Here is a 1,087-nt window from a genome sequence, read left to right on the forward strand (position 1 = left end):
CTCTCAAGAACGCCAGTGCCTCCTCGCTCAGATAAACGACGCGCCTTTTCCCTCCTTTACCGCGTCGAACGATAAGAGAACCGTGAAGTAAGTCTAAATCGGCAAGCGTTAGATGCGCGAACTCTTGCCGTCGCATGCCACCAATTCGCAACAAGGCGATCGCCACCGCATCCCGCAGATCGAGGGGCGTTTTGGGGAAGCAACTCTCAATGAGAGCGTCAATTTCTTCTTGGCTCAAGGCACGACCGCGCAGTTCTCCCGATGCTTTGACATTAGCTAGGTCAGTCGCTTTAGTGGTAGTCCTACAAAAGTAAGGATAAGTTGTAGTGAGGCACGAAATACCAGATAGCGCCGATGTGGTCATCTAATTTCGCAGGAGAAGGACAAGGTGTTACGGACTAAACGAGAAACTCTTGGCCGAAGGGTGCAGTTAAATCGCGTATGGCAAGGGTTTGTCTTACCACTCCTCTTACCTACAGCTCGATGTCTAGACTTGGGAATTACTTGCTCATACGCTTGCCAAAAATCTGTATAGCAGACCGCACATTGTCGATAGACCCCAGGCAGTGACTGCCATAATCCATTTGCACCCGAACGTGAGCGAGCGCCGACAAAGACTGCAACAATTTCTCCTGTTTTCCAATCTAAAGCTAACCAAATCCACTGCTTATTACCTTTATTACTGACAAATGACCACATTTCATCACATTGGATAGTCAAGTGCCCCTTTTTTTCGGCCAAACATCTACTTGCTTGGGAATAGTATCGTACTTAGTATTGACATATGTTTGTAGCCAACCTTCAGATACCCCAGTCACTCTAACAATCCCTGCCAACAGTAATTTCTCTAACAACAACTTGTCGATCAACTCCCTAGTATCTTGCCCAATCACTTTTTTGGTTGGATTCAAAACAAATTGTTTGCCACAGGCTTTGCATCTAAAGTTCTGCCGACCATTATGGGTTCTGCCATTCTTCACGAAGGAAGTTGATTGACATCGCGGACAAGTTAAAGCGGCTGCTGACATGGTTGAGAGTGAAAAGACCTCTCTGTCTATACTGACATCCTTACTTCTGTAGGACTACC

1 protein-coding gene and 1 pseudogene are annotated in these 1,087 nt (G+C 46.6%); both read right to left on the reverse strand.

Annotated features, from left to right (window positions below):
* Positions 1-364, reverse strand: a 364-nt coding sequence (locus IQ230_RS26250) for a tyrosine-type recombinase/integrase (RefSeq protein WP_193935102.1), incomplete at its 3' end; no start/stop codon positions are given.
* Positions 303-1,028 (reverse strand): annotated as a pseudogene (locus IQ230_RS26255) (IS1 family transposase). The pseudogene IQ230_RS26255 and the gene IQ230_RS26250, both read right to left, overlap by 62 nt.
* Between the last annotated feature and the right edge of the window lie 59 nt (positions 1,029-1,087).

Source organism: Gloeocapsopsis crepidinum LEGE 06123, assembly GCF_015207655.1.
Lineage (GTDB): Bacteria > Cyanobacteriota > Cyanobacteriia > Cyanobacteriales > Chroococcidiopsidaceae > Gloeocapsopsis > Gloeocapsopsis crepidinum.